The following is a 22,110-nucleotide window of genomic DNA, read 5'->3' as shown; positions in this document are numbered from 1 at the left end:
CCCCGATGGTCGCGGGCTGATCCACGACCACCAAGATCTGCCCGTGAACGGCGAGTTTGTCGAACATCGCCCGCAGTTTGGGCTCGGTGTTGGGCAGCGGCGCGTCGTGCAGCCGTTTCCCGGCCGGTCCAGGCCGACCGCGTGATGCTCGCCCTTGCCGACGTCCAAGCCGAGGAAAACCGCGTAGTCGCTGGTCATCGAAGGTATCTTCCGTCCGTCGTGCACGGTCACCAGTCGAGCACCAAAGGCCGGCAGCCACGTTACGACGAGACCTACCCGAAGGCGGCCGTGTCCCTATCAGCGGTCCCTCGATGCCACCAAACCCGGTGACACCACCCCCCGGATCATGGGTACGACTGGGGGACTAAGTCATGCCGGGCCTGGCGACCACGAGCCCCTCAACCAGGAGCCACGAAAAAGGTAACGGGGGGCACCACCAGCCGCTCCCGGAGTTCGGGAGGTCAGCCCTTGATCTCGGTCCAGGCGCGTGTCCACTCGCCGTAGTCCTTGCACTTGACGTCGGTGCGGCCGTCGAGGCACTGCGTGATCGGCGTCGTCCAGTAGTGGATCTTCGCGGCGTACGCGGCGTCACCGGCGTGGTAGGTGTCGCAGTGCGCCTTGTTCTTGGTTTCGGCGCACGCCTTGGGGTTCGAGGGCGATTCACCGAAGTATTCGGCGACCTGGGCGTTGGCCTTCGGGCTGACGATGTGGTTCAGCCACTTGTAGGAGCACGTCTTGTGCGGCGACTTCGCCGACACCATCCAGGTGTCCGACCAGCCCGTCGCGCCTTCGGACGGCAGCACGGATTCGACCGGCGCGCCCTCGCTCTTGGTCAGGTTCACCGTCACCTGCCAGGCGGTGCCGACCACGGCGTCGCCGCTCTTGAGCGCCTGGCTCTCCTTCAGGTAGTCCGACCAGTACTCCCCCACCATCGGACGCTGCTGCTTGAGCAGGTCGACGGCGGCCTGGAACTGCTTGTCGTCCAGCGCGTACGGGTTCTTGATGCCGAGTTCGGGTTTGTGGGTCTGCAGGTACAGCGCGGCGTCGGCGATGTAGATCGGCGAGTCGTAGGCGGAGATCTTGCCCTTGTACGGGCTGTTCGCGTCGAACATCACCGACCACGACGTCGGCGCCGGGCTCACCTTGTCGGTCCGCCAGGTGAGCAGGTTCGCGCCCCAGCCGTGCGGCACGCCGTAGGACACGTTGTTCACGCTGTTCCACGGGCGGTTCTTGAGGAAGTCGAAGACGTCGGCGTAGTTCGGCACGAGCGCGGTGTTCACCGGTTCGACGTCTCCGGACGCGATGAGCCGCAGCGAAGCGTCACCGGAGGCGGAGATGACGTCGTACTGCCCGGTCTTCATCAGGCTCACGGCTTCGTCGGAGGTGCCGAACGCCTTGACGTTGACCTTGCAGCCGGTCTCCTTCTCGAAGCCGGTGACCCAGTCGACGGCCGGGTCGTTGGAACCGTTCTCCGCATAACCCGGCCAGGCCAGCACGTTGACCTGGCCTTCGGGCTGACCGAGCTGAGCGAGCGCGTCGAGTTTCGGCGGGGTGAAGCCCTGTCCGCCGGGCGCGGCGGCGGTCGAATTGGATCCGGAGGTTCCGCAGGCGGCCACGAGCAGGCCGGCGCCGAGCAGCCCGGCGAGCGCGAGTTTCCTGTTCTTCATTGAACAACCTTTCGGTGCTGGGGAGAACTAACCGGCTTCGGGGACGCGGAAGCTGTGCTCGTGCCGCCAGCTCAGGCGGACACGGCCGCCCTCGAAGTCCGCGGGTTCGGCGGTGTTCTGCCGGACCACGGAGAGCTGGCCACCGGCGTCGAGCGTGACCTCGTAGCGCACGGTGGCGCCGGCGTAGACGGTGTTCGTGACGGTGCCGGTGGCGCTGGTTTCACCGACGTCCGCCGCCTGCGAGAGATCCGCGTCGATGCGGATCTTTTCGGGGCGGATGCTGAAGACCCCGGGTTTGCCGATGATGTTTTCGGCACCGCCGCCGCTGAGCAGGTTCGAGGTGCCGACGAACCCGGCGACGAACGCCGACGCCGGCCGTTCGTAGACCTCGACCGGTGAGCCGACCTGTTCGATGCGGCCGGCGTTGAACACCGCGATGCGGTCGCTCATCGTCAGCGCCTCGTCCTGGTCGTGGGTGACGAAGATGAAGGTGATGCCGACGTCGCGCTGGATCTGTTTGAGCTCGGTCTGCATGGTGTGACGCAGTTTCAGGTCGAGCGCGCCGAGCGGTTCGTCGAGCAGGAGCACCTTCGGGCGGTTGACCAGGGCTCTGGCGAGGGCGACGCGCTGCCGCTGACCGCCGGAGAGCTGATCGGGTTTGCGCTCGCCGAACTCGCCGAGTCTCACCGTGTCGAGGGCTTCCTTCGCACGCTGACGCCGCTCCGCGCGGGGCACGCGTTTCACCCGAAGGCCGTACTCGACGTTCTGGCGCACGGTCATGTGCGGGAAGAGCGCGTAGTCCTGGAAGACCGTGTTGACGTCGCGGTCGAAGGGCGCGAGACGGCTGACGTCGCGGCCGTGGAGTTCGATCGTGCCCGCCGTCGGCAGTTCGAAACCGGCGATCATGCGGAGCACGGTCGTCTTGCCGGAACCGGACGGACCCAGCATCGAGAAGAACTCGCCGGGAGGGATGTCGAGGTCGACGCCGTCGACCGCGTGGACCTGGCCGAACTCCTTGCGCAGGCCGCGCAGCCGGATGGCCGGGTCCCCACCGGCGCCGGAGGCGATAGCAAAGGTCCCCTGCTCCCCCGCCGCGGAGGCGGGGTGCGTTCGCTGAGGCATGGCGTGCCTTTCGGTGGTCGTCACAGCGCGCTCATCACGTGCTTGACGCGGGTGTAGTCCTCGAGGCCGTAGAGCGAGAGGTCCTTGCCGTAGCCGGACTTCTTGAAGCCGCCGTGCGGCATTTCGGCGACCAGCGGGATGTGCGTGTTGATCCACACGCAGCCGAAGTCGAGCTTTCCGGCCAGCCGCATCGCCCGCTGGTGGTCGGCGGTCCACACCGATGACGCGAGCGCGTAGTCGACGCCGTTGGCCGCGGCGAGCGCTTCGGCTTCGGAGCCGAACCGCTGGACGGTGATGACCGGGCCGAAGACCTCCGTCTGGCTGATCTCGTCGTCCTGGCGGACGCCGGAGATCACCGTCGGCGCGTAGAAGTAACCCTCGTCCCCATACCGTTTTCCTCCACAGTGGACTGTCGCGTGAGAGGGAAGCCGATCGACGAATCCGGCCACCCTTTCGAGTTGCGCGGCGTTGTTGAGCGGCCCGTAACCGACCGACGTGTCGTCGGGTTTCCCGGTGGTGGTCGCCCGCGCCTGCCGGATGAGCGCCTCGACGAACGCGTCGTGGACCTCGCCGTCGACCAGGACCCGGGTCGCCGCGGTGCAGTCCTGGCCTGCGTTGAAGTACCCGGCGGCGGCGATGCCTTCCGCGGCCGCCTCGATGTCAGCGTCGGCGAAGACCACTACGGGCGCCTTACCGCCTAGCTCGAGATGTACGCGCTTCACGTCCTTCGCCGCCGAAGCGGCGACTTCGATCCCGGCGCGCACGGAGCCGGTGATGGACACCATCGCGGGGATCTCGTGCTCGACGAGCGCGCGGCCGGTTTCGCGGTCGCCGCAGATCACGTTGAGCACGCCGGGAGGCAGGAATTCGGCGCAGATCTCGGCGAAGAGCAGGGTCGACGCGGGGGTCGTGTCGGCCGGTTTGAGCACCACCGTGTTCCCCGCGGCGAGCGCGGGAGCGATCTTCCAGACCGCCATGAGCAGCGGGTAGTTCCACGGCGTAACCTGCGCGCACACGCCGATCGGTTCTCGGCGGACGAAAGAGGTATGCCCTTCCATGTATTCGCCCGCCGACCGTCCTTCCAGGACACGCGCGGCCCCCGCGAAGAACCGCAACTGGTCGACGATCATCGGCAGTTCTTCCGCCGCGGTGAGCGCGATCGGCTTGCCGGTGTTCGCCGATTCGACGAGCACGAGGCCGTCCGCGCGCGCTTCGACGGCGTCGGCGATCTTCAGCAACGCGAGCTGGCGCCGCGCGGGCGTGGTCTCACGCCACTGTTCGAAAGCGGCGGCCGCGACCTTCAGCGCGCGATCGACGTCCTCGGGGCCGGCGACGGCGGCGGTGCAATACGGGCGGCCGGTGACGGGATCGATGATGTCGGCGACCTCGCCCGACGCGGATCCGATGTACTCACCGCCGATGAAGTGCTTCAACTGCTGCACGAGAGCTCCTGGCTACTGGGCCTGGGGGCGTGAGGCGATAGCAAAGGTCCCTTGCTCCCTTGTGGGGCGGCGAGGGAGCTAAAACATATAAGTCCAGATGTTAAATGACAAGACGATGGGGCAAGATTGGTTCCATCGGGTAGCGGTACGGGCGAAGGGCCACCATGCGTAAGGGGATGTCGCACAGCGCGCGGTCAGCGATGTTCGCGCCACTCGACCAGATCGGCCGGGCGGAAGCGGTCACCGCGCGGCTGGTCGACGCCATCACGCTCGGACTACTGGCCGACTCGGAACAGCTGCCGAGCGAAGCCGAACTGGCCGCCCAGTTCGGCGTATCCACCGTGACCGTTCGCGAGGCGCTCGTGGCCTTGCGGCAGCAGGGCCTTGTCGAGACGCGACGTGGCCGAGGTGGCGGAAGCTTCGTGAAGACGCCCGTGGACCCTTCGGCTGCTTCGTGGAGAGAACGCCTCCGCACGGTTTCGCTGTCGGATCTTCGTGACGTCGGCGACCACTACCTCGCCATCGCCGGCGCCGCCGCCAAACTCGCCGCCGAGCGGAGTTCGCCCGAGGACATCGAGCGGCTCGAGCTGGCGACCGAGGACATCCGCATCGCCACCGGTGCGGAAGCGTCGCGCGCCGAACGCCAGTTCCACCTCGAAGTCGCCGCGGCCGCGCAGTCGCCGCGACTGACCAGGGAGGAAGTGCAGTTGCAGAGTGAGCGAGGCGGACTGCTGTGGCTGCCGCTCGAGCCGCACGGCACCCGGGAGAACGCCTACGCCGAACACCGCGCGATCACCGCCGCCATCGCGCTGGGCGACGGCGAGCTGGCCAGGAAACTCACCGAGGAGCACATCCTCGAGGCGATAGACCGGCTGGCGGACGTGCATTTAGACCTTCTGGCCCCTTAAGCTGCGGCATCCGCGCATCCGAGGTGAGCATCGTGAACGACACACCGTCCGCCGGTTCCGAGGTCGTCGAGCAGGTATCCGCCCTGGTCGAGGACGTCTTCGGCAGACTGAAGCCGGTTTTGTCCGGTGCCGAGGGGCTGCTGGCCGCGTCCGCCGATGCCACCGCCGACGACCTGACCCGGCTCCGGCCGCAGGTCTTCGACGTTCTCGGCGGCCTGGTCGTCGGCGCGGGGTTCATCAGCGCGCCGAACGCGCTGGCCGATCAGGAGTTCGGCTTCGACTGGTGGACCGAGACCGGGGACGCCGAACCCGCCCAGCTGGTCATCAGCCTCGATCCGGCCAGCGACAACTTCCTCGACTACACCCGGCAGTCGTGGTTCACCGTCCCGCGTGACACCGGCCGCCGTCACATCAACGGCCCGTACGTCGACTACCTCTGCACCGACGAGTACACGCTGACGTTCACCGTCCCCGTCCAGCGGAACGGCTCGTTCGCGGGCGTCGTCGGCGCGGACATCCACGTACGCGAGGTCGAGCGCCTGCTGCAGCCGAAGCTGCGCGCGCTCGGCGGCCGCGCGGCGCTGGTCAACGCCCAAGGCCGGGTGATCGTGTCGAACAACGCGCGCCAGGCCACCGGTTCGCTGGTGCGCGATGTCGACGTCCCGGCGTGGTGGTCGTCCGGCGCGGAACCGGCCACCACCGAGAGCGGCGCGACGCTGCGGCGGTGCGGGGAATCCCCGATCGCGCTGGTCAGGTCCGAGCGCTGACCTGCAGCGCGAGCCAGAATTCGGCGCGCACACCGGGGGAATCGAGGTCACGACCGGTCAGGTCGGCGACCTTGCGCACGCGGTTGCGCAGGGTGTGCCGGTGCACGCCGAGCCGCGCGGACGCCAGATCCCAGTGACCGTGGTGTTCGAGCCAGCAGGTCAGTGAGGCGACCAGTTCGCCCCGGCCGGTTTCGTCGTGCTGCCGCAACGGCGCCAGCAGGCTGTCCGAAAACGCTTGTGCCGCTTGGGAATCGACCAGTTCCAGGAAGCCGCGCCCGGCATGGTCGGCATAGGGGACGAACTCCACTCCCCTGGCTTTCGCCACCCCTGCCGCCTGCTCGGCTTGGCGGACCCCGAACGCGAATTCCGCGATGCCGATGATTTCGGAGGAGCCACCGTGCAGACCGCTGGCGCGGGCCGCGAGCCGCACCACCCGCTCCGAGACGCGAGGATCCGCGACCGTCGCGGCGATCACCGCGGTGCCCGAGTGCGCGAAGAACACCTCGTGCGCCTCGGTTTCCGCTTCGAGCAGAGCGTGCAACGCCTGCCTCGCCCCCGGCGGCCCCACGAAGGCGTGAACCCGCCAGGGCGCGTCCGGAGCATCTCCCCAAACCGTGGAAAGGGCACTCGTCACGATCTCGTCCTGCCCGCTCACCAGGAGGTCGAACAACCCGGTGCGCAAGTACCGCAAAGCGGCCACGTGTTCACGATTCTGTTCCAGCGCAAGGGAAAGTAGGGAAACAGCGGTGTTAACGATGTGCTGCCCCGCGGCGTCGAGCGGCCCGCGGGTCCCGACGACGAGCACGCCGCGCGCGCGGGTGTCGAGCGTCTGCAGGACGACCTCATACTCCCCCACCGCCGTCACGAGCGTGCCCGCACGCAGGCGCGCGAGGTCTTCTCGCACGTCGTCGACGGAGTCGCGAGCGGAGGCAGGTGCCGCTTCGGCGACCCGGCCCGCCGAATCGAGCAGGAGCACCCAGCCGTCGACCAGCTTCGCCAGTTTGCGGACGACCCCGCCGGGACCGCCCTTGCCGACGGCGGTCCTAGTCAGTTCCTGCTGTCCCTTGCCGGTGCGGACGAGCGAGGCGTACTCGTCGGCGGCGACCGCACGGGAGACCGCGCGCGTGATCGCGATGAACGGAGTCTTCCTCGGCACTTCGAGAACCGGGAGCCCGACCTCCTCGGCGGTGTCCACAAGGGACTGAGGGATGGTCTCGTGACTGAGGCCGACACCGAAACCGAGCCCCGCCACGCCCGCGTCGACAAGTCTCCGGATGTACTCCGGCGCCGTGGTCTCATCGAGCGAGAGGCCGGTGGTCAGGAGCAGCTCGCCGCCTTCGAGGAAGGCCTGCGGATCGGTCAGTTCGGTGGGGTGGACCCAGCCGATCGGCCGGTCGAGCCCGCTTTCGGCCGCACGCACGCGCAGGCCGAGCGGTCGTTCGGCCGCGAGGGCTCGGAGCGTCAGTGCCATGTTGTCCAATTCTACGCCTCGATATGGACAAGATGTCGAGCTGACGTGGCCCGCTCCGGCTCTCATCCTGGAGGGCGACCCCGTCCCTCGCGCCCGCAGGAGTTTGGCCGTGACCGCCACCACCGAAACCCAGCGCAGGCTGCGCACCGAGATCCCCGGCCCCGCCTCGCGCGCCCTGCAGGAACGCCGCGCCGGCGTCGTCGCCGCGGGCGTGAGTTCGGTGCTGCCCGTCTACATCACCTCGGCCGAAGGCGGCCTGCTCACCGACGCCGACGGCAACGTCCTGATCGACTTCGGTTCCGGCATCGCGGTGACCAACGTCGGCCACGCCGCCCCCGCCGTCGTGGACCGCGTCCGCGAGCAGGTGAGCCTGTTCACGCACACCTGTTTCATGGTCACGCCGTACGAGGGGTACGTCGAGGTCTGCGAAGCACTCGACAAGCTGACGCCGGGCACCCACGAGAAGCGTTCGGTGCTGTTCAACTCCGGTGCCGAGGCCGTCGAGAACGCGGTGAAGATCGCCCGCGCCGCGACCGGCCGCCAGGCGGTCGTCGTCTTCGACCACGCCTACCACGGCCGCACCAATCTGACGATGGCGCTGACCGCGAAGTCCATCCCCTACAAGCACGGTTTCGGCCCGTTCGCGCCCGAGGTCTACCGGGTGCCGGGGTCGTACCCGTACCGCGACGACCTGTCCGGTCCCGAAGCGGCGCGCATCGCCATCGACCGCATCGAGAAGCAGATCGGCGGCGACCAGGTCGCGGCCGTCGTCCTCGAACCGGTGCAGGGTGAGGGCGGGTTCATCGAACCCGCTCCCGGTTTCCTGCCCGCGCTTTCCCGCTGGTGCACCGAGAACGGCGTCGTCTTCGTCGCCGACGAGGTGCAGACCGGGTTCTGCCGCACCGGCGAGTGGTTCGCGTCCACGCACGAGGAGGTCGTGCCCGATCTGATCGCCACCGCCAAGGGCATCGCGGGCGGACTGCCCCTGGCCGCCGTCACCGGCCGCGCGGAACTGCTCGACGCCGTCCCGCCGGGCGGGCTCGGCGGCACCTACGGCGGTAACCCGATCGCGTGTGCCGCGGCGCTCGGCTCGATCGAGGTCATGCGGCAGGAGAACCTCGCGGCGTCTGCGAAGCGCATCGAGAACACGGTGCTGCCGCGTCTGCGGGCGCTGGCCGAGGAAACCGGCGTGATCGGCGACGTCCGCGGCCGCGGCGCGATGCTGGCCGCCGAGTTCGTCAAGCCGGGCACCACCGAACCCGACGCCGACCTCACCAAACGGGTCGCGCAGGCCTGTCACCAGGCCGGGGTCGTCGTCCTCACCTGCGGCACCTACGGCAACGTCGTCCGGCTGCTGCCGCCGCTGTCCCTGTCCACCGAACTGCTCGAAGAGGGCCTGTCGGTCCTGGAGCACGCTGTCCGTACGGAGGCTTCGCTGTGACCACCTTTCCTTACTGGGTGGCCGGAAAACCGGTCACCAGCGACGAGACCGTCGTCGTCCGCCACTCCTTCGACGGCAGTGAGGCGGGCTCGCACCACGTTCCGTCCACTTCGGACATCGAGACCGCGGTCCAGGCCGCGCACGACGTCCAGGACGAGTACGCGACGCTGCCCGCCCACGTGCGGGCAGGCGCGTTGGACCACGTGTCCCGAGTTCTGGGTGAGCGGTCCGAAGAGATCGCGCAGCTGATCACGGCCGAGTCGGGCAAGCCGCTGAAGTGGTCGCGCGGCGAGATCGGGCGCGCGGCGTCGACGTTCCGCTGGGCCGCCGAGGAGGCCCGCCGGTTCTCCGGTGACCTGCAGCGACTCGACACCGACCCGGGCGGCACCGGGCGGCTCGCGCTGGTGCGCCGCGTGCCGAAGGGCCCGGTGCTGGGCATCACGCCGTTCAACTTCCCGCTGAACCTGGTGGCGCACAAGGTCGCCCCGGCGATCGCGGTCGGCGCGCCGATCGTGCTCAAGCCGGCGCCCGCGACGCCGCTGACCGCGCTGCTGCTCGGCGAGATCCTCGCCGAGACCGATCTGCCCGCCGGAAGCTGGTCGATCCTGCCGGTGAGCAACGAGGAATCGGCGAAGCTGGTCTCGGATCCGCGGTTGCCGGTCGTGTCGTTCACCGGCTCCGTGCCGGTGGGCTGGGGCATCCGCGACAGCGTGCCGCGCAAGCACGTCGCGCTCGAACTCGGTGGTAACGCGGCGGTACTGGTCTGTCCTGATTGGACGGATCTGGACTTCGCGGCGCAGCGGATCGCGACCTTCGCGATGTATCAGGCCGGGCAGTCGTGCATCTCGGTGCAGCGCGTGTACGCACACGCCGATGTCTACGACGAGCTCCGGGCGAAGGTGCTGGAGCAGGTGCGCGCGCTCGGGACCGGCAACCCGCGGACGGACGGCGTGGACGTCGGGCCGCTGATCAACACTGCCGCCGCCGAGCGGGTCGAGTCGTGGGTCGCCGCGGCCGTCGACGCCGGTGGCGAGCTGCTGACCGGTGGCAAGCGTGACGGTGCGACCGTCGAGCCGACCGTCCTCGCGAACGTGCCGGAGGACGCGTCGGTGATGGCAGACGAGGTCTTCGGGCCGGTCGTGTCGATCACGCGCGTGGAATCGGTGGACGACGGCGTGCGCCGGATCAACGACTCGCGCTTCGGGCTCCAGGCGGGCGTGTTCACCCGCGACCTGCCGACGGCGTTCGACGTGTCCGCGAAGCTGCGCGTCGGCGGCGTGCTCGTCGGCGACGTGCCGAGCTTCCGCGCCGACCAGATGCCTTACGGCGGCGTGAAGGACTCCGGCGTCGGCCGCGAAGGCCCGGCTTCCGCGATGGCCGACTTCACCGAGGAACGCGTCACCGTCCTCACCGGCCTGACCCTCTGACCAGCTGAAATCCCCTCCAGGGGAGCAAGGGACCTTTGCTCTCGCTTGTCTCGACATTGAGAGAAGCGAGCGCAAAGGTCCCTTGCTTCAGCCGAGGCCGAGGGCTCGGAGCAGGGCGGCGTGGGCCTCGACGAGCGAAGGGCCGTACCAGGTGAGATGGCGTCCGGAGACCAGGACGTACTTCGCGCCGGGGAACGCTTCGGGCCCGTCGTCCGCGGTGAACTCGTAGGGCTCGTCGGGCAGTACGAGCAGGTTCGCCTCTTCGCCCGCGAAGCGCGCTTGGAGCTCTTCGAGCTTCGGACGCGGGTAACGCTCCTCGTCGTCCTTGTAGACGTTGCCGATTCCGACGCGATGCAGGACGTCGCCGCCGAAGGTGTCGCGGCCGAGCACGATCCACGGCTTCCGCCACACCGGCACCACCGCGCGGAAGCGCTCCGGCAGGGTCTCCCGCCACACCTCTTCGGCCTCGACCAGCCATTCCGGCTCGGTGAGGTCGTAGGCCTGCGTCAGGATCCGCCGGATCGAGGCGAGCGCACTCGGCACGGTCGCCGACGCCTCCATCACCCAGACCGGAATCCCGTTGGCGCGCAGGCGTTCCACGTCCTCCGGCCGGTTCTCCTCGGAGTTGGCCAGCACCAGATCCGGGGCGAGTTCGAGCACCTTGTCCACGTTCGGGTACTTCGAGCCCCCTACCCTCGGGACGTCCAGATCGACCGGATGGGTGCAGTAGTCCGTGGCGCCCGCGAGCCGCCCCGGCGCGCTGACCTCGACGGCCTCGGTCAGCGACGGCACGAGCGAAACCACCCGCGCCGCGGGCCCTTGCAGCGGGACCACTTCCCCGAGGTCGTCGATCATGCGCGCTCGAAGGACAGTTTCCGCTTGTCGACGTCCACCGCGGTGAGCCGGACGCGGATCCGCTCGCCTTCCGGCAGCTTTTCGCCGGTGCACTTGGACATCACCGGCGGATCCTCGACCAGGATCTCGGCCTTGGTCTCCTCCGCGCGCAGCACGATCGCGCCGAACTCGCCGCCGATGTGCTCCGCCATCACCCAGACCTCGACCTGGTCGATGCAGGCCCGTTCCACCTTGGCCGCCAGCGTGTCGGACGCGGTCATCTGCTCCGGCACCTCCTTGAGCGCCGCGCGCACCCACGCGGGTACTTCGCGGCCGACGCTCACGGCGAGGCAGATCTCGGTGGCGAACCGGTCGACCAGCCGCCGGATCGGCGCGGTGACGTGGGCGTACGCGCCGCCGATCCCGGCGTGCGTGGTCAGCGCGGGCAGCTCGCCGTCGAACGCGGTGTACCCGGCGCCGCGCAAAAGCCTTGTGGTGTCGGCGAAAAGCGCCATGGACGCGGGCTGGCCGGGATCCAGCGCGGCCAGGAACTCCGACGCGCTCTTGCCCTCGGGCCACTCGATGTTCAACGCGTGCGCGGACCGGCGCAGCCATTCGACCGCCTCGGCGTCGGGCTGCGGCAGCGTGCGCAGGACACCGATCCCGGCGTCGATCATGATCTTCGCCGCCGCCATCCCGGTGAGCAGCGAGATCTCGGCGTTCCACGCGTCGACGTCGTTGCGCGGCCGCTGGATCAGCGCCCAGCCGCCGTCGGGATCCCCGCTGATCTCCTGCTCCGGCAGCTGCAGTTCGACCGCGCCGCGCCGGATCGCGAGCTCGCGGCGCAGGCGGCCCAGCTCCGGCAGCGCCGCGACCGACGGATGCGGGTTCCCCGCGTCGATCGAGGCCTGGACGGTTTCGTAGTCGAACTGTTCGGTGGACCGGACCAGCGCCCGGCGGACGTTGGTGGCGGTCGGTTCACCCTGAGCGTCGACGTCGATGGTCCACAGCACGGCGGGCCGGGTCTCCCCCGGCAGCAGGCTCGCCGCGCCTTCGGACAGCACCGGCGGATGCAGCGGGACGTTCCCGTCGGGCAGGTAGAGCGTCTGCCCGCGGCGCCGCGCCTCCTTGTCGAGCGCGCCACCCGGCGGGATGAACGCGGCCAGATCGGCGATCGCGTAGTGGACCCGGAACCCGCCGCCCTCGACGCGCTCGATGAGCACCGCCTGGTCGAGGTCCTTGGACCCGGGCGGATCGATGGTGACGAAGGGCAGGCCGGTGGCGTCCTCGCGTTCCCCGGCCGACTCGAGCGGGTCGACGACCGCCGCCTCCGCCTCGGCGAGCACGTCGGGCCCGAACGACTCCGGCAGCGAAAACTCGGCTCGCAGGCGACCGAAGTCCCCTCCGGCCGTGTGTGTCCTGATCACGAGTGGAGGCACCACCCAACCCTATCCCGAGTCGGCCCCGGTGATCGCCCGTTCGGGCGCGGGCCGGTCGGGTGTACGTTACGGCCGAAATGAAAACCGATACCCTTTTCAAAACGACAGGAAGGGCCGTGGCGTGAAGATCGCGTTCGTCGGGAAGGGCGGCAGTGGCAAGACCACGCTGGCGTCGCTGTTCACCGCGTACCTGGCCGGCGGCGGGAAACCGGTACTGGCGATCGACGCGGACATCAACCAGCACCTCGCCGTCGCGCTCGGCGCGAGCGAGGAAGAGGCCATCGCGTGGCCGACGCTGGGCGACAACATGGGCCTGATCAAGGAATACCTGCGCGGCGACAACCCGCGGATCGCCGACGCGGCCTCGATGATCAAGACGACCCCGCCGGGACGCGGGTCACGGCTGGTCCGGCCGTTCGAGGACAACCCGATCTTCCAGGCCTGCTTCCGCGAGTTCGGCGGCGTGCGGCTCGGCGTCACCGGGCAGTTCGACGAGGACGACCTCGGTGTCGCCTGCTACCACTCGAAGGTCGGCGCGGCGGAGCTGCTGCTGAACCACATGGTCGACGACGCGGGCGAATACGTGGTCATGGACATGACCGCCGGCGCCGACGCGTTCGCGTCCGGGCTGTTCACGCGGTTCGACGTGACGTTCCTGGTGTGCGAGCCGACCGTGCGCAGTGTCGGCGTGTACCGGCAGTACGCCGACTACGCGCGGGACTTCGGCGTGCGGCTGGTCGTCGTGGGCAACAAGGTGACCGAGGACGAGGACATCGACTTCCTGCGCGACGAGGTCGGCGAAGCGCTGCTGGGCTGGATGGAGAACTCGCGGCACGTCCGCGCCGCCGAACGCGGCCGCGCGCGCCCGATCGGCGAACTCGAGGCGCACAACCTCGGGACGCTGGGCTCGATGCTCGCGACCGTCGACGCCGAACAGCGGGACTGGGCGCGCTACCAGCGTCAGGGCGTCGAGTTCCACCTGCGCAACGCGCGGGCTTGGGGCAGCGGGCGGGCCGGGGAGGACCTCACGGCGCAGGTGGATCCGGAGTTCGTGCTGGGCCCGGTGCTGGCACGGCAGGACGCCTGACCTACTCGTGAGTGGTAAGGGCGGTTCTGGTGGACCTGTATTTGCCTGCCCACTGGATACCGATGTCATCTCGGTGAGCTTGTAAACCTTGTTCTGGATGCCGATGTGGGCGAGTGGGGAGGATTTGAGACGTTCAACGTCCCAAATCCTCCCCACTCGCCCCCCGTCGACGATGAAGGAATCGGGACACTCAACGTCCCCATTCCTTCATCGTCAACGCCCGGCACACGCGTGAGCGCCGCACCTTCGCCCTGGTCACGCATAGGTAGGCAAACACCGGTCCGCTCTAACCGTCCTAACCACTCACGAGGAGGCTCAGTCACCGTTCCACTTGGAGTCTTCGGCGTCGGCCTGCCGCGTGCGTTCCTTGGCGATGTCCAGGGCACGCCTGGCCGTCGCCTCGTCCGGGTACGGGCCTAGGAGGTCCACGCTCCGGCCTCGTTCCAGGTGCTCGACCTGGTTCGTCTTGGTGTTGTAGTACCAGCCCTGATCCGGGTTCGGGTCGCTCGACATACGTCTAGCGTGACATCACCCGGACGTCCTGTCATCACTTGCGGTAGCGGTACGGGATCTCCGTGGGATCACCGGTCGGGCCGAACTCGCCGCCCTCGGGCTGGTCCACCTTCGAGCTTTCCGGCACGTTCTCGCCGAGTTCGTCGAACCAGCCCCGGTGCAGCGGAAGACCGCGCGGCGGCGTGGCGGGCTCCGGCGCGACGGGGATGCCCTGCGGCGGCGAAGAAGGCGACGTCGGCTGCGGCAAGGGAGCCGCGTTGGGCGGCATCGCGGCAGGTGGCGGAGTCGTGACCGGTGGCGGTGTGGCAGGCGGCGTGGCGGCAGGCGGCGGGTTCACGGGCTGCGGGCTCGAGGGCTGCGGCAACTCCGGCTGTGGCTCGGCCTGGGGTGGCGCGGCGGACTGAGTTTCCGGCGTGGCCGGAGGCGCGCTCACCGACGGGGGCGGCATCTGCGCGGGCTGAGGACGGATGGGCGGCGGAGAGAGCGGGGGCTGCGCCTGCGGCGCGGCGGGCGGTGGTGCCTGCGGTGCCGCGTGGCCTCCCGGCAGCGGCGGCGCGGGCGGCCCGGCGGGCGGGGCGACCGTGCGCCACACCGGCGCGGGTCCGATGTTCATCGGCGCCGGGGCGCGCGGCGGCTGCCCGGTCACGGGCGGCGCGGCCTGCGAAGGCGGCGGGGGCGCCTGACGCTGCACGGGCTTCGGGATCGGATCGAGGCAGGACACGAGCACCGTGGTGCTCGCCGGGTCCTCGATCTTCCGTCCGCTGCGCTCGCGGTAGATCATCTCGCCTTCGGTGTCCATCTCGACCAGGTAGCCGGCTTCCGCCAACTGCTCCTCGTCGAGGTCGACGAGCTTTTCGTAGCGCGACGGGACGACGCGGTAGATCGGCCACGCGAGGTGGGCGTTCTCGTGGTGGAACTGGGCCAGCAGGGCGGCCATCTGCTGCTGCCAGGGCAGCGACATCCCCTCGGCCAGCGATCTCGGCAACACGACGTAACCGGGGTCGACTCCCGGCCAGCCTTGGTTCAGCTGATCGGCCAGCGGCGTGCTCGACGCCGGTCTGGCGGCCTGCCGCGCGGGCTGAGGGGTACCGAAAAGATCGCGGGGATCGACCTCCTGGCCGCCTCCCGCCGCGGGCTTGCCTCGCCTTCCGAATTTCCGTGCCACGTTCTTCATCCTCTGCCAGTGTGCGGCCGCTTGCCGGTGGACAGGCCGCCACTTCGGGTGAATCCGATGGTCCCGCGGTCGCGAAACCACGCGTTCACCATGCTAAACGCCAGGGCGGACCGCCTGCGCGACCACTTCGGCCTCGTCGAAGGAGAAGTCGCGGATGTGCACCGGGACGCCGGTCTGCTGAGCCTCGACGATCTTGCCCTCACCCAGGTACATCATCACGTGGTGGATGGTCGCCGGGTTCGACGGGACGGTGGCGAGGAACAGCAGGTCACCGGGCTGCGCCTGGCGCACCGGCAGCATCGCGCCCGCCTTGTACTGGTCCCGGGAAACCCGCGGAAGGATGATCCCGGCCGACTCGTAGGACCGCAGCATCAGCCCGGAACAGTCGTAGCTGTTCGGTCCGGTGGCGCCCCAGATGTACGGCTTGCCCTGCTCGGCGAGCGCGAACTTGATGGCCTGCGCGGCGGCCTGGCTCGGCGGCACCACACTGCCGACGCTCGAACCGCAGCCGACGACGTCGACGATCTGGCCCTCGTTCTGCACGAGGAGCGCCGCCATCGGCTCCCAGTTGTGGTACCGGTCGGGGAAGCCGGAGCGCTCCACCCGCTGGGCGGCGTCACCGGGACGCATGTTCTCCCAGTCCGGCACCGCGAGCAGCACGTCGAAGAACTTGTTGACCTGGTACGGCGGGTCGGTGACCTGCGCGACGGTGCCCCAGCCCATCGACGGCCGCATCTGGAAGATGCCGAGCGAGTCGCGGTCGCCGTGGGTCAGGTTCCGCAGCTTGGACTCGGTCATCCCGGCCTGGATCGCCACCTGCCACGCGCGCGGGGACAGGGTCCGCTGCTTGCCGATCGAGATGATCAGCGCGACGATCCCCCGCTGTTCTTCGTCGAGTTTGTTGATGTCCGAAGAACCGCGATCGGTCTGGCCGGGCAGGGTCGGCCCGATCGACGCGTCACAGGAGGTCTTGACGACGCTGCCCGCCTGCGCCTCCATGTGGTCGGTCACCACCTTGGAGACCGTGCTCGTGGTGACCACCGCGGCGAAGACCGCGGCGATCAGCACGCCGACGATGATCCCGATCTTCATCGGGTCAGCTCGCTTGCGTGAACTTGGTGACCCGCCACCCGAAGTTCAGCTTGGCGACGGTGACCCGGACCTTGGGCCCGTCCGTCGGGACATCCACCTCCATCGATCCGGCGAGGGAGGACACGACCTGCGGCTCCCCGGTCACCTTCGTGGCGGTGATGTTCGCGGGATCCACCGTCGTCATTTCCCCGGCCAGGTATTCCTCGGTGGTGTACGGCCGTAAGCCGTTCAGCCACTGCTCGGTCGTCGTACCGTCGGGATGGTTCGCCCATGCCGTCACCCATTCCTTGGCGACCCGGACACCGCTCTGGTCAGGTGGTGCGGAAGACGGTGGCGGCTGGGTGGTCAGCCGCGGCGGCAACGTCGACGTCACGGTCACCGGCGCCGCGACGCCCGGACGTGAGGTGGAGGTCGCCGAGGAACTCGTCCCGGTGGCCGTCTGCCCCGGTTTGCCGATGGCCTTGGGCAACAGGATGCCCACCGCGGTGAGCACCACCGCGAGGAAGACCAGCGTGCCGATGAGATGCCGGGGCGAGCGCAACGGCCAGCCCCACAGTCTGCGATAGACCGCGGTACGCCCGCGGTTGGTCCGGATCGGCATGGATCACCGACCCACGGCGTGGTCGGTGTCGCGGACTTCCTCGCGGACCTCGAGCCCGCGCGACGGCCGGTACAGCACGAAGACCGGCTTGCCCGCGACGACCTCGGGATCGACCCGGCGAGGACGCGGCGACGACGGACCCGGTTGCACCGGCACGGTGCCCGAGAAGTCGGGGGTCGTGTAGCCGCCACCGGCGGAGTTCATCCGCGACGGCACCACGACCGGCTCCGGCTCGTCGCTCCAGCGCCGGTCGGCGACCGGCGAGGTGTCGACCCGGCGGCTCGGGATCTGGACAGGGCTCCGCCCACCGGAGGTGAACATGGAGTCGCCGGGAGTGCCCGCGGACGGGTTGTACTGGCCGAACACCGGAACGCCTCCGCCGCCACCGGCGGGAAGCGCGGGCATGCCGCCACCTCCGCCGACCGCGCCCGGCCACGGCGCCCCGGACCAGGCCGCCGCGGGCCGGATCGCGCCGGAACCGTTGTCGAGCCGCTGGGAGCTGGCGAAGATGGTCGCCTCCGGCCGGAACCGCCCGCCGCCGACCGTCGCGCCGACAGGACCGCGAAGGTCGCCGTCGACGACGTCGTCGGTGTCGCGGACGTTCTGCCAGAACGCGTCCTGCGGGGTCGCCTCGTTGTTCTTCTTGCGGAAGCGGGAGAAGAGACCGCCGCGTGGCGAGGGCACCGCGCCGCCGACCATGCCGACGGACATCTCGACCATCTGCCACAGTCGTCGTACGGGACGGCCGATCATGAACAGCAACACGGTGATGATGGCCGCGAGCGCCATCTTCGTCAGCAGGGAAAGCGAGTTCCCGGCGGTGAAGATCGCTTCCAGCAGGAGCGTGTGCACCCCGGCCAGCACGGAAAGCACCATGAGGTTGAAGGCGACCGCGCCGACGACCTTGAGGATGCGCTGCATGATCTGCGGCTGGAGCAGCGCGATCAGCCCGATCAGCGGAGCCGTCAGGACGAAGATCCTGATCAGCACCTGCGCGAGCAGGACCGTCGCCTTCGCGAGCAACTGGAACAGCGAGTAGAAGATTCCCTGGCCGAGGGAAAGGAAACCGGCGCCGACGCGGCTGCCGTCCTCACCCGTGAAATAGCCCGTCGCCGGGCCGAGTTTGGTCGAGATGTCCTTGAACGCCGCCTTCTTGGAGTCCACCAGCGCGGTGTCGGCGTCGCCGCCCTGCTGGATCTGGCCCCAGGTGAAGGCACGCGCGTCCAGCAGGAGCGGGCCGTACTGGAGCGCCTGCGGCGAGTCCGGGCTGCCGAACTCCCCGCGCAGCCAGTTGTCATAGACGACCCGGCAATGCAATTCGGTCGGGACCCGGTCCCACGGCTGGCGAGCCGCGACTGCCTCCGGGGTCGCCTGGCACGGTTGTGCCGAGGGCGGGGGCGGCTGGGTCGGCGGTGGCGTCTTGGGCTCGTCGATGAACCCGGCCTGGATGTTGGTCGTGGTCTGCACGATCGCGTTGTCGATCGGATCGAGGAATCTCAAGAGCGCCAAGGAGGACGCGGCCAGCCAGACCGCGGCCAGCCCGTACAGCGCCCGTTTGCTGACCGCCGCGAGATCGCCACGCCAGATGTTGCGGAACAACATGATGGACATGATCAGCGCGGCGAGGCCGAACAACTGGGCGTAGATGTTGTTGTAGACCTTCTCGGCCCCGGCCTTGACCGCGTTGTACAACGGGCTGAGCAGGCTTCCCTGCAGCACGGTGTAGTGCAGCGAGTTCGTGGCGCCGACGAGGTTCTTGCCGATGTTGAAGAGCTGGTTGCCAGCCCAGGTGTCGATCGTCGAGTTGGGCGAGGTGATCCCGGCCAACGGGCCACAGTCGGTTTCGTAGGTGTCCCAGACGTGTCCCGCGTAGCCGTACACGTTGTACGGGCTGCCGCCTTCACCGCGAGCGGTCGCGGGCGGGTCGAGCGCGCCGACCATGCCCGCGCCGGGCCGTTCCGGGTTCGGCGCTTCGCCACAGGCGGCCGCCGACGCCGCCGGAGCGGTCGCCACGGCCTGCAGCCCCAGGATCAGCATGACGACGAACATCGTCGCGCGGCGGCTGGGCCTGCTCTTGCCCGGCCGCGGCCCCTCTTTGAGGCGGCGGCGCAGCGCGTGCCAGCCGGCGGCGAGCGCGAGGACGCACGCCAGCGTGATCACCGTGTTCATGCGGCATCCCTGCCGGTGCCACCCTTGCCGGCGCGCGCGTGCTCGCCCTTTTCCCCGTTCGTGATGTGTCCATTTTGGACGGCGCCTTGTACTTCGCCCGTCTCTGCCGCCAGTGGGTCCGGGGCGCCGAGCATCTGCTCGTCGGTGAGGCCGACCTCGAGTTCGGCCGCGAGCTCGAGATCCTCTTCGAGCTCGAAGTCGTCTTCCTCCGGAGGCGACGCCACGAACTGCTTCTCCTGCGGGACCGCGAGTTCGTTGCCCGGCCTGGACGGCTTGGCGTCGGGCGAGCCCGGCGTGGTGTCCATGACCCGGCGCAGATGCTCCAGATGCGGCCCGGAGAAGTCGACACGGATCCGCTCCACGCCGCCGGCACCGTCGCCGAAGATGAACTGGCGGGGCTCGACGTCCCGTTGCAGATCGCGTGACGAGCCGGGACGGCGGCCGAGCGCGGCCACCACCTGCTCGTAGCCGACGCCGACCGGGACCTTGAGCAGGCGCAGCGCGTCGGCCTGGGCGTCGTCGTCGTCGAGACGGCCGACGAACACCGAGTCCAGCAGCGCCACGAAACCCTGGATCTTCAGGAAGTCCGCGGGGATCTGCGAGGACAGCAGCACGCGGACGTTCCACTTTCGCGAGTCACGGGCGAAGCGGTTCATCAGCACGCGACCGGTCGGGACCTCGGAGAGGAAGAACGCCTCGTCGATCCAGACGCCCTTGCGCAGTTCCTTCGGCTTCTCGTACACCGACCGCTGCGTCAGCCACGCGGCGAGGTTCAGCATCTCGACGCCGAGGGATTCCGCGTCCGTCCAGTACTCGCGCGGGACGCCGTCCTTGGGCAGGGTCAGCCCCGCCATGGTCAGCACGGTCATCCGGTCGTCACGGGTCTCGGCGTACGGGTCCGCGTCGGTCTCCGGGATGAGCAGCGCCATCCGCTCGCGCATCTCGTCGAGGAAGTCCGCGACGACGACGGCGTGCTCGTGGTGCTCGCTGGAGTCGCGGCGCAGCGCGTCGATCACCTGGCCGGGGTCGGCTTCGAACCGGCCACCGACCGCGCGGACGGCGCGCAGTAGCACGATCCGGGTCTGCGCCATCCGCGAGACCTCGTACGGCAGGACGCCGGTGAGGACGTCGAGCACGAGACGACGGCGCGTGGCGCCCGCGAGGGCCTTCTCCCGCCGCCACGAGCGCTCGGGGTCTTCCTCGTCCATGAAGTGCTCGATCTGCGGCTCGGCGACCACCCGGTACGGGTTGAGGATGCCGGGCTGCGCGTTGAGCAGGTTGATGTTCCGCGCGTACGGCCGCATCTCGGGCAGATCGCACAGCCGCGAAAGCGGGCCGGACGGGTCGAGGATCGTCCAGTGCGCGCCCGCGCGGAGCGTCTTGTAGACAATGCCGCCGCCGAGGAACGACTTACCGCCACCGAGCCCGGCGACCATCGCCGTCAGACCCGAACCGTCGCGGATCTCCTGCGCCATCCACGGGTCCCACGCCACCGGGCGCCGGGTCGCCGTCACGGTCTCGCCGAGCAGGATGCCGCGGCGGTCGCCCACCTCGGCCGTCGCCGTCGGCACCGACGAGGACGCCCACACGACCGAACCGCGGCGCATGTATGCCGCCGAGGCCAGCGGCTCACCGGGGATGAACTCCCGGGCCAGCGCGTACTGGGCTTCGGGATGCTCGACGGCGATCTTCGGCTTGTAGAGGTCGAGAAGCTGCTGGGCCAGGCGCAACGCGTCACGCTCGGTCGGCCCGGACACGGCCAGCCGCCACCAGGAGCGGACGCGGGTGGCCAGCGCGGTGAAGCCCGACGTCATCTCGTCGTCGATCTCCAGCACCCGGCCCGCCTGGCGCGCCAGCGACTGCGGCGGTTCCAGTTCGTGCTCGTCGGTGTAGTGCTTGACCTGCGAACGCACCTTGTTCATCTGGCGCTGCAGCTCACCGGCGACCTCTTCCGGCCGCCGGACGTAGATCCGCGCGGACACCTCGACCGCGGCGGGCAGCCGGTCGGCGTGCTGGATCCACGGGTCGTCGACCTCGGGGATCTGCAGGCCGTGCATCTGGCCGACGGTGAGCACGGCGAGATGCCGCGAGACCCCGGCGTTCGAGCCGGTGCGGCCGCGCACGGTGACCGTCGGCGCGTACGGCTCGGCGTGGAAGTCCGCCGCGTCGGTGAAGCTGGCGAGGTCCTCGGGCTCCCAGGCCGCGCCCGGGACCGCGGGCATGTTGCGCGGCGCGGGCAGGCCCAGCGAGCACGAGCGGTGCATCAGCCAGGACATCTCTTCGGCGTGCACCGGGCGGCCTTCGAGCCCGGCCGAGCCGATCACCTGGTCGAGGTGCTCGACCTCGGAGTCGAGCGCGGCCAGTTCGGCGTCGACGGCCTCCGGCAGGATCTTGCGCAGCACCGGGGCGGCGCTCTCGACCGCGCGGTCGATCATCCGCCTGGTCTGCACCTGGACGCCGAGGTAGACCTCTTTTTCGGCCATCGAGCGGCCCATCAGCTGCTGCTGCTCGCCGATGAGGTAGTCGTCGAAAGACAGCGCGCCCGGGACATCCTGGGGACGGCCGACGGCGTTGTGCACGTGGGCCTCGGCCCACATGCGGATCGGGTACGGCCGGTTGGTCACGCGCAGGTGCAGCCAGCGGCCCTGGAGCTCCGCGTACTGCCCCGCGATGGCCGCGATCAGGTCGCGGCGCTGCGAGTCCGACCGGAACGACCAGCGCTGCGGCGCGAGCCGGTACCAGGCGTAGACCTCATAACCGGTGCGTAACAGGTGCCCGTCGATGCTTCGCGCCGCGATGGACGGGGTATAGGTGGGTATGGCCGCCTCGCCGGGCAGCCGCCTCCCCTTGCCGGCCTTCTTGGGCTGCGCGGAGCGGACCTGCTGGGGCGGGTTCCAGGCCCCCTGCTGCAGGTCTCGATCACGTTTTCCTCGGCTTCCGCCGCGACCGAACAACG

Annotated in this window: 17 protein-coding genes and 1 pseudogene; 5 read left to right on the top strand and 13 right to left on the bottom strand. The window is 69.5% G+C overall.

Going from position 1 to position 22,110, the window contains the following annotated elements; all coding sequences use genetic code 11:
* The 4 genes and pseudogenes from ACLJRM_RS14135 to ACLJRM_RS14120 form a co-directional block, all read right to left on the bottom strand.
* Positions 1-198, bottom strand: a pseudogene (locus ACLJRM_RS14135) (IS110 family transposase); the annotation flags it as partial.
* Between the two features lie 263 nt (positions 199-461).
* Positions 462-1,667: an ABC transporter substrate-binding protein gene (locus ACLJRM_RS14130; RefSeq protein ID WP_410663173.1), complete on the bottom strand. Its 1,206-nt coding sequence runs from the start codon at positions 1,665-1,667 to the stop codon at positions 462-464.
* Positions 1,668-1,694: 27 nt separating this feature from the next.
* The gene (locus tag ACLJRM_RS14125; RefSeq protein ID WP_410663172.1) at positions 1,695-2,813 is read right to left on the bottom strand and encodes an ABC transporter ATP-binding protein; all 1,119 of its coding nucleotides are present in this window, start codon (positions 2,811-2,813) and stop codon (positions 1,695-1,697) included.
* Positions 2,810-4,231, bottom strand: coding sequence for a gamma-aminobutyraldehyde dehydrogenase (locus ACLJRM_RS14120; protein ID WP_410663171.1), 1,422 nt, complete (start codon positions 4,229-4,231; stop codon positions 2,810-2,812). The genes ACLJRM_RS14125 and ACLJRM_RS14120 overlap by 4 nt, the downstream gene beginning before the upstream one ends.
* A 164-nt stretch (positions 4,232-4,395) precedes the next feature.
* Between ACLJRM_RS14120 and ACLJRM_RS14115 the strand changes: the two genes are divergently transcribed.
* Complete coding sequence (locus ACLJRM_RS14115; RefSeq protein WP_101612597.1) at positions 4,396-5,139, top strand: FadR/GntR family transcriptional regulator; 744 nt, start codon at positions 4,396-4,398, stop codon at positions 5,137-5,139.
* Positions 5,140-5,171: 32 nt separating this feature from the next.
* Positions 5,172-5,906, top strand: coding sequence for a cache domain-containing protein (locus ACLJRM_RS14110; RefSeq protein WP_410663170.1), 735 nt, complete (start codon positions 5,172-5,174; stop codon positions 5,904-5,906).
* Here ACLJRM_RS14110 and ACLJRM_RS14105 read toward each other — a convergent pair.
* A complete protein-coding gene (locus ACLJRM_RS14105; protein WP_410663169.1) occupies positions 5,890-7,377 on the bottom strand; it encodes a PucR family transcriptional regulator in 1,488 nt (495 codons plus the stop codon). The two genes, ACLJRM_RS14110 and ACLJRM_RS14105, sit on opposite strands and share 17 nt — an antisense overlap.
* Before the next feature lie 109 nt (positions 7,378-7,486).
* Here ACLJRM_RS14105 and gabT point away from each other — a divergent pair, with 109 nt between their 5' ends.
* Together gabT and ACLJRM_RS14095 are read left to right on the top strand one after the other, a co-directional pair.
* Complete coding sequence (gene gabT, locus ACLJRM_RS14100; RefSeq protein WP_410663168.1) at positions 7,487-8,818, top strand: 4-aminobutyrate--2-oxoglutarate transaminase; 1,332 nt, start codon at positions 7,487-7,489, stop codon at positions 8,816-8,818.
* Positions 8,815-10,245 (top strand): aldehyde dehydrogenase family protein, encoded by a 1,431-nt coding sequence (locus tag ACLJRM_RS14095; RefSeq protein ID WP_410663167.1) that lies wholly within the window; start codon positions 8,815-8,817, stop codon positions 10,243-10,245. Before gabT ends, ACLJRM_RS14095 begins: the two co-directional genes overlap by 4 nt.
* Positions 10,246-10,332: 87 nt before the next feature.
* On the opposite strand, the gene ACLJRM_RS14090 is transcribed toward ACLJRM_RS14095, so the two are convergent.
* Positions 10,333-11,100, bottom strand: coding sequence for a helical backbone metal receptor (locus tag ACLJRM_RS14090; protein WP_410663166.1), 768 nt, complete (start codon positions 11,098-11,100; stop codon positions 10,333-10,335).
* Complete coding sequence (locus tag ACLJRM_RS14085) at positions 11,097-12,506, bottom strand: RNB domain-containing ribonuclease (RefSeq protein ID WP_410663165.1); 1,410 nt, start codon at positions 12,504-12,506, stop codon at positions 11,097-11,099. Before ACLJRM_RS14085 ends, ACLJRM_RS14090 begins: the two co-directional genes overlap by 4 nt.
* A gap of 133 nt (positions 12,507-12,639) precedes the next feature.
* On the opposite strand from ACLJRM_RS14085, the gene ACLJRM_RS14080 reads away from it, so the two are divergent.
* Positions 12,640-13,605, top strand: a complete 966-nt coding sequence (locus ACLJRM_RS14080) for an AAA family ATPase (protein ID WP_101612590.1) — start codon at positions 12,640-12,642, stop codon at positions 13,603-13,605.
* A gap of 315 nt (positions 13,606-13,920) precedes the next feature.
* Here ACLJRM_RS14080 and ACLJRM_RS14075 read toward each other — a convergent pair whose 3' ends face one another.
* The 6 genes from ACLJRM_RS14075 to ACLJRM_RS14050 all read right to left on the bottom strand — a co-directional run bounded on the left by ACLJRM_RS14075 (position 13,921) and on the right by ACLJRM_RS14050 (position 22,108).
* Positions 13,921-14,118, bottom strand: a complete 198-nt coding sequence (locus ACLJRM_RS14075) for a hypothetical protein (RefSeq protein ID WP_101612589.1) — start codon at positions 14,116-14,118, stop codon at positions 13,921-13,923.
* Between the two features lie 34 nt (positions 14,119-14,152).
* Positions 14,153-15,292 carry a hypothetical protein gene (locus ACLJRM_RS14070; RefSeq protein ID WP_410663164.1) on the bottom strand — a complete coding sequence of 380 codons (1,140 nt, stop codon included), beginning with the start codon at positions 15,290-15,292 and terminating at the stop codon, positions 14,153-14,155.
* A gap of 93 nt (positions 15,293-15,385) precedes the next feature.
* Entirely contained in the window at positions 15,386-16,384 is a 999-nt protein-coding gene (locus ACLJRM_RS14065; RefSeq protein ID WP_101612587.1) for a C40 family peptidase, read from the bottom strand.
* Positions 16,385-16,388: 4 nt separating this feature from the next.
* Complete coding sequence (locus tag ACLJRM_RS14060; protein WP_101612586.1) at positions 16,389-16,985, bottom strand: hypothetical protein; 597 nt, start codon at positions 16,983-16,985, stop codon at positions 16,389-16,391.
* A 3-nt stretch (positions 16,986-16,988) separates the two neighbouring features.
* Positions 16,989-19,154 carry a magnesium transporter gene (locus ACLJRM_RS14055; RefSeq protein WP_410663163.1) on the bottom strand — a complete coding sequence of 722 codons (2,166 nt, stop codon included), beginning with the start codon at positions 19,152-19,154 and terminating at the stop codon, positions 16,989-16,991.
* Complete coding sequence (locus tag ACLJRM_RS14050) at positions 19,151-22,108, bottom strand: ATP-binding protein (RefSeq protein WP_101612584.1); 2,958 nt, start codon at positions 22,106-22,108, stop codon at positions 19,151-19,153. The genes ACLJRM_RS14055 and ACLJRM_RS14050 overlap by 4 nt, the downstream gene beginning before the upstream one ends.
* Between the last annotated feature and the right edge of the window lie 2 nt (positions 22,109-22,110).

The organism is Amycolatopsis sp. lyj-84 (assembly GCF_046549075.1).
Classification (GTDB): Bacteria; Actinomycetota; Actinomycetes; order Mycobacteriales; family Pseudonocardiaceae; genus Amycolatopsis.
This window is presented reverse-complemented; position numbering and strand designations above follow the sequence as displayed.

What these genes read in the sequence shown, in the direction of transcription:
- ACLJRM_RS14130 (WP_410663173.1), bottom strand. Translation starts at nt 1,667, where the DNA reads ATGAAGAACAGGAAACTCGCGCTCGCCGGGCTGCTCGGCGCCGGCCTG.
- ACLJRM_RS14115 (WP_101612597.1), top strand. Translation starts at nt 4,396, where the DNA reads ATGCGTAAGGGGATGTCGCACAGCGCGCGGTCAGCGATGTTCGCGCCA.
- ACLJRM_RS14105 (WP_410663169.1), bottom strand. Translation starts at nt 7,377, where the DNA reads ATGGCACTGACGCTCCGAGCCCTCGCGGCCGAACGACCGCTCGGCCTG.
- ACLJRM_RS14090 (WP_410663166.1), bottom strand. Translation starts at nt 11,100, where the DNA reads ATGATCGACGACCTCGGGGAAGTGGTCCCGCTGCAAGGGCCCGCGGCG.
- ACLJRM_RS14075 (WP_101612589.1), bottom strand. Translation starts at nt 14,118, where the DNA reads ATGTCGAGCGACCCGAACCCGGATCAGGGCTGGTACTACAACACCAAG.
- ACLJRM_RS14070 (WP_410663164.1), bottom strand. Translation starts at nt 15,292, where the DNA reads ATGAAGAACGTGGCACGGAAATTCGGAAGGCGAGGCAAGCCCGCGGCG.
- ACLJRM_RS14065 (WP_101612587.1), bottom strand. Translation starts at nt 16,384, where the DNA reads ATGAAGATCGGGATCATCGTCGGCGTGCTGATCGCCGCGGTCTTCGCC.
- ACLJRM_RS14060 (WP_101612586.1), bottom strand. Translation starts at nt 16,985, where the DNA reads ATGCCGATCCGGACCAACCGCGGGCGTACCGCGGTCTATCGCAGACTG.
- ACLJRM_RS14055 (WP_410663163.1), bottom strand. Translation starts at nt 19,154, where the DNA reads ATGAACACGGTGATCACGCTGGCGTGCGTCCTCGCGCTCGCCGCCGGC.